3 protein-coding genes and 2 pseudogenes are annotated in these 5,559 nt (G+C 41.7%); 4 read left to right on the plus strand and 1 reads right to left on the minus strand.

The features are described 5' to 3' along the window. Positions 1–243: 243 nt before the first annotated feature. A pseudogene (mutL, locus tag JCM21738_RS20745) lies at positions 244–2,174 on the plus strand (DNA mismatch repair endonuclease MutL). Positions 2,175–2,547: 373 nt separating this feature from the next. Continuing rightward, on the plus strand, positions 2,548–2,895 hold the full coding sequence (locus JCM21738_RS20750; protein ID WP_232215865.1) for a hypothetical protein: 348 nt from the start codon (positions 2,548–2,550) through the stop codon (positions 2,893–2,895). Positions 2,896–2,997: 102 nt separating this feature from the next. On the opposite strand, the gene mreBH is transcribed toward JCM21738_RS20750, so the two are convergent. After that, complete coding sequence (gene mreBH / locus JCM21738_RS20755; RefSeq protein ID WP_023614789.1) at positions 2,998–4,005, minus strand: rod-share determining protein MreBH; 1,008 nt, start codon at positions 4,003–4,005, stop codon at positions 2,998–3,000. A 275-nt stretch (positions 4,006–4,280) separates the two neighbouring features. Here mreBH and miaA point away from each other — a divergent pair. Next, positions 4,281–5,233: pseudogene (gene miaA, locus JCM21738_RS20760) on the plus strand (tRNA (adenosine(37)-N6)-dimethylallyltransferase MiaA). A gap of 29 nt (positions 5,234–5,262) precedes the next feature. After that, entirely contained in the window at positions 5,263–5,493 is a 231-nt protein-coding gene (gene hfq / locus JCM21738_RS20765; RefSeq protein ID WP_023614787.1) for an RNA chaperone Hfq, read from the plus strand. Positions 5,494–5,559 lie beyond the last annotated feature (66 nt).

The following is a 5,559-nucleotide window of genomic DNA, read 5'->3' on the forward strand; positions in this document are numbered from 1 at the left end:
CTATAAGCTGCAATAGTGAGAAGAATCGAGAAAAAGCCTATAGAAAAATTCTATAAGCTGCAATGAGAGAAGATCGAGAACAAGGCCTATAGAAAAATTCTATAAGCCTGAAATGAGAGAAAATCAAGAAAAAGGTCTTATAGAAAAATTCTATAAGCCTGAAATGTGAGAAGATCGAGAAAAGGGCTCATAGAAAGAATTATTATTGTAAAACTCTACTACTTAAAAGCTGGAGGTGACGGAATGGCGAAAATTATTCAACTAGATGATGCATTATCAAATAAGATTGCTGCTGGTGAGGTAGTTGAGCGTCCGGCATCGGTTGTGAAAGAACTGCTAGAGAACGCGATTGATGCTAACAGTACCGTAATTGAAATTGATCTTGAAGAAGCTGGTCTTGCCCGGATCAGGATCACTGACAATGGAGACGGGATTGAGGAAGAAGACGTTCTTCTCGCCTTCCAGCGTCATGCCACGAGTAAAATCAAGAATGAAAACGACTTGTTCCGGATCAGGACTCTCGGGTTCAGAGGAGAGGCTCTTCCGAGTATCGCCTCCGTTTCAAGACTTGAAATGAAAACATCGACCGGTATCGAAGGTAATAAAGTGGTCATCGAAGGCGGAAAGGTCGAGTCTGTTGAGAAGGCAGACAGCCGTAAAGGAACGGATATCATTATCTCAGACCTATTTTTTAATACACCGGCACGCCTTAAATATATGAAGACCATTCATACCGAACTTGGCAATATTACGGATATCGTAAACCGCCTGGCGATGGCAAATCCATATATCTCTTTCAGACTTGTCCATAATGGCCGCCAGCTTTTAAAGACGACGGGAAATGGAGACGTCCGCCAGGTGCTGGCTGCCATTTACGGTATTAATATGGTCAAAGCTATGATTCCAATCTCGGGAGAATCTCTGGATTATAAAATAAGCGGCTATATATCGATGCCAGAAATCACAAGAGCATCCCGAAACTATATCTCGACAATGATAAATGGCCGTTTTATCAAAAATTATCCTCTTGTTAAAGCGATACAAGAAGGCTATCATACATTACTCCCTATAGGGAGGTATCCAGTTGTTCTTTTAAATATTGAAATGGATCCCCTTTTGATTGATGTGAACGTCCATCCATCAAAATGGAAGTTCGGTTGAGCAAGGAACAGGAGTTGAATGAGCTAGTCTCGAGTGTCATAAAGAATGCTTTTAAAACGAAGGAATTGATTCCGGCTGGAATGGTTACTCAGAAGCAGGAGAAGCCGAAGTCAGAACAAACCTACATGGAGCTGGATCATTTACAGGAAACAGAAGATAAACCTTCTATTATCCAATCGACTATTGAACGCGGGCCATTTGTAGAGGAGAGGGCTGTTGAGCTAAGCAGGAGCTATAAAGCTGCCGAACAACCAAATAGTACACAGCAGACGCCTCCTGATTGGAGGAATGCCTTTGTAGCTCAAGAAAACATGACCTTCGAGGCCACTGCGTCTGTTTCTGATGAGGAACTTGTTCATGATGAAAAAGAAACCATTCAGCCTGACACTTCTCCTGCAGCACATGAAACGGTTGTGGAAGTGCAGGAATCACGAGTCCCGCCTCTTTATCCAATTGGGCAGATGCACGGAACCTATATTCTCGCTCAGAATGACCGTGGCTTATATATAATTGACCAGCATGCCGCCCAGGAAAGAATCAAATATGAGTACTTCAGGGACAAGGTAGGCGAGGTTGCAACTGAGCTGCAGGAAATGCTAGTGCCAATCACTTTTGAATATTCAGCCGATGAGTGCATTAAAATAAATGAACATCAACATGAGCTGGAAAAAGTAGGAGTCTTACTTGAGCCATTTGGCTACAACAGCTTCATCGTGCGATCACATCCGCAGTGGTTCCCTCGCGGAGAGGAAAAAGATTTGATTGAAGACATGATTGAACAACTCTTGCTGATGAAAAAAGTCGATCTTAAAAAGCTTCGAGAGGAAGCAGCGATCATGATGAGCTGCAAGGCATCAATCAAGGCTAATCACCATCTGCGCAACGACGAGATTCAGGCATTACTCGATGAATTGCGCCGTTCCTCCGATCCGTTCACATGCCCGCACGGACGGCCAATCATTGTCCATTACTCCACTTATGAAATGGAAAAAATGTTCAAGCGGGTAATGTAATTAGAAGAGCGAAAGCGCCTTGGTCAGCTCCGACAAGCGCTGGAGCTGGACAATTCTCAAAGTGTAAATTTATCTCTGTTATTCTACGTGAAGAAACAGTGTTCCCAATTGGGTGCACTGTTTTTTTATGAAAAATTAGCTACAGTTGGATAAAAATTCTTCTTTTTTATCTAATAATGGTGTAAAATTACACCAATAGGAAATTTATAAAACATCAAATGATATATTCATTAAATGAGTTATTGGCTCTTATAATATCAAAGGGGGCGATATATTGTTTGTATTCTCATTATTATTTTTCATACTACCTGTAGTTGTACTGATTTTTATAGTAGCTTTTGCAATGAAGAATAAAGAGCAAGGGGGAGAGAGTGTGGTCAGACATTTATATACTTATCTAGTATTGTTTGCTACATTGATGATGGTAATTGGCGGAGGGGTTTCGATTTTCATGGCGTCAGCGGATCTTGTCAGCCCAACTGGTTATTATCAAAGTTTTACAGAATATAAGCAGATGACGTTAAATGGAAAAATTGAAGGTTCCGAGACAGACATGACTGAGGAAGAGCTTCGCAGCAATTATGACATGTACGTCACAGAAGAAAAGGCTCGGCAAAAAGACAGAGCCGTTAATCAAATTATCAAAAGCCTTGGCTTTGTCGTCATACCATTGCCAGTTTTCCTGTACTTTAACAGATTAAGGAAGCAATATAAAGAGTAACATCTGACAGAAAACGTTACCCAATCATCAAATATACCCAGATTCTGAAGCTGCTAAAAAAGAAAGATTGCCAATTAAAAACTGGCAATCTTTCTTTTGGTTTTACCTCACAGCTGGCTGGAGCTTATGGATGTACTGCAATGCTTTACCGGTCCCAATTGCTACGGATTCCAGTGGGTTTGGAGCGATGTGTACAGGTACAACCATTTCACTGCCAAGCCAATCCTGAATTCCATTCAGCAACGCGCCGCCACCTGAAAGGATTACACCGCGGTCAACAATATCACCGCTTAGTTCAGCAGGGCAGTCTTCAAGAGTAGCCCGGATCGCCTCCATGATATGAAGGAGTGATTCCTTGATTGCATCCCTGATTTCATAAGAATTGAGGGTAACAGTCTTTGGAAGGCCTGTTACGAGATCACGGCCACGAATATCCAGTTCCATCATTTCATGGTCAACAAGCGCATAGCCTATTTCCATCTTGATTTTTTCAGCTGTTCTTTCACCGATTAACACATTGTACTCTTTGCGGACATATTGAATAATGTCCTCGTCCAATCTGTCGCCGGCGATGCGGATAGAATGGCAAGCAACGACACCGCCGTATGAGATGATTGCGACTTCAGTTGTCCCGCCGCCAATATCAACGACAACGTTTGCTACCGGCTCATCAACAGGCAATCCAGCGCCAATTGCTGCAGCAACTGGTTCCTCGATGAGATGAACCTTTTTTGCACCAGCATTTCTGACTGCATCCTGGATCGCACGGCGTTCAACACTTGTTGAACCTGAAGGTGTGCAGACAACTACATCCGGTTTGCGGAGTGAAAAGCCGCCCTTTTTTGAAGCCTTCTTCATGATTTGTTTCAACATTTCAGTTGTCACATCGAAATCTGCAATGACCCCATCCTTTAACGGGCGGATCGCCACGATTTTTCCAGGAGTCTTTCCAATCATTTCTTTTGCTTCCTTGCCAACAGCAAGAACATTTTTTGTCTCAGTATCAATCGCCACGACTGAAGGCTCATTCAAAGCGACGCCTTTATTTTTACTATATACAAGTGTATTAGCTGTACCTAAATCAATCCCTATTTCTGTAGTTGATAACATTTTGTTTTCACCCAGTTCTCTAAAAATTATTTACCATCATAGACTTCTATTAAACTATCATGAATGTGGGGGTGAAAGGGTGTTTGTTACTGAATCGTTATCTAACTGTAAAAGTAGAGGAAAATTTTTCAAAAGATGATATAAGAGAATAATATTTGTAAAATAGGGGTATAATGCATAGATGTTCAACTGCTTTCTATTTAATGGTAAAATAAATGAAAGATGTCAGATGTAAAATTGCTGGCACGCTCTATGAAAAGGCAGTGTGAAATTTTTTGGAACAAAGACAGAAATTGATTGTGTTGATTGGGCCGACTGCAGTTGGCAAAACGAAGCTTAGCATTGAGCTTGCGAAAAAATTCAATGGTGAAATCATCAGTGGCGACTCGATGCAGATCTACAAAGGGATGGATATTGGAACCGCGAAAATCACCCGGGAAGAGATGGAGAGGATCCCCCACCATTTAATTGATATCAAACAACCTGATGAAAGCTTTTCAACCGCAGAATTCCAGAACTTGTCCGCCAGAAAATAAATGAAATTAGCTCCTTCGGGAAGATGCCGATGATAGTTGGCGGTACAGGACTATACATCCAGTCGGTGATCTATGATTATCATTTCACTGAAGCCCCTTCTGACCCAGTCTTCAGACGCAGCCTGGAGGAAGAAACAGAGACAAAAGGACAGGAATTTGTACATCGAAAATTAAAAGAGGTTGATCCCGAAAGTGCATCAAGAATTCACCCTAACAATGTTCGGCGTGTCATCAGGGCCCTCGAAATCATTCATTGTACGGGCAAAACTGCGGGAGAACTGCAGGAGAACCAATCACCCGAAATTTTGTATGATACAGCACTTATCGGCCTGACAATGGATAGAGAGATGCTGTACGACCGGATCAATTTCCGTGTCGACCAGATGATGGAGCAGGGACTCCTTGAAGAGGTCAAGTACTTTTATGAAAAGGGCTTAAAGGACTGCCAATCCATCCAGGCGATTGGATACAAAGAGCTTTACGCCTACTTTGATGGCAAGGTTCCCCTGGAGGAAGCAATCGAGAATTTAAAACAAAATTCCCGCCGATATGCAAAAAGGCAGCTAACATGGTTTCGAAACAAGATTAATGTGGAATGGTTTGATATGTCAGAGTCTAAGGACTCTGAAAAAAAATTCGCCGAAATTTCCAAGTTCATTGAAGGAAAGCTCGAGATAAAAGCGAATACATAATAATAGAGATAAAAGAGGAGGATCCGCCCATGAAACAAGTGAATATTCAAGACCAGTATTTAAACCAGATACGCAAAGACAATATCAATGTGACCGTCTTCTTATTGAACGGATTTCAATTGAGAGGCCAGATTAAAGGTTTTGATAACTTTACCGTGCTTTTCGAATCAGAAGGAAAACAGCAGCTTGTCTATAAGCATGCCATCTCAACATTCGCTCCGCAAAAGAATGTCCAGATCGATTTCGAGGGGCAAGCTTAATTAAATAATGACGAAGGAAACCCGCCTGGTGCGGGTTTTTTCTTGTTTAATAGGAAATTATAAAAT

Source organism: Mesobacillus boroniphilus JCM 21738, assembly GCF_000517385.1.
GTDB lineage: Bacteria > Bacillota > Bacilli > Bacillales > Cytobacillaceae > Mesobacillus > Mesobacillus boroniphilus.

Coding starts and splice junctions, on each gene's coding strand:
- hfq (WP_023614787.1), top strand. CDS start 5,263: ATGAAACAAGTGAATATTCAAGACCAGTATTTAAACCAGATACGCAAA.
- mreBH (WP_023614789.1), bottom strand. CDS start 4,005: ATGTTATCAACTACAGAAATAGGGATTGATTTAGGTACAGCTAATACA.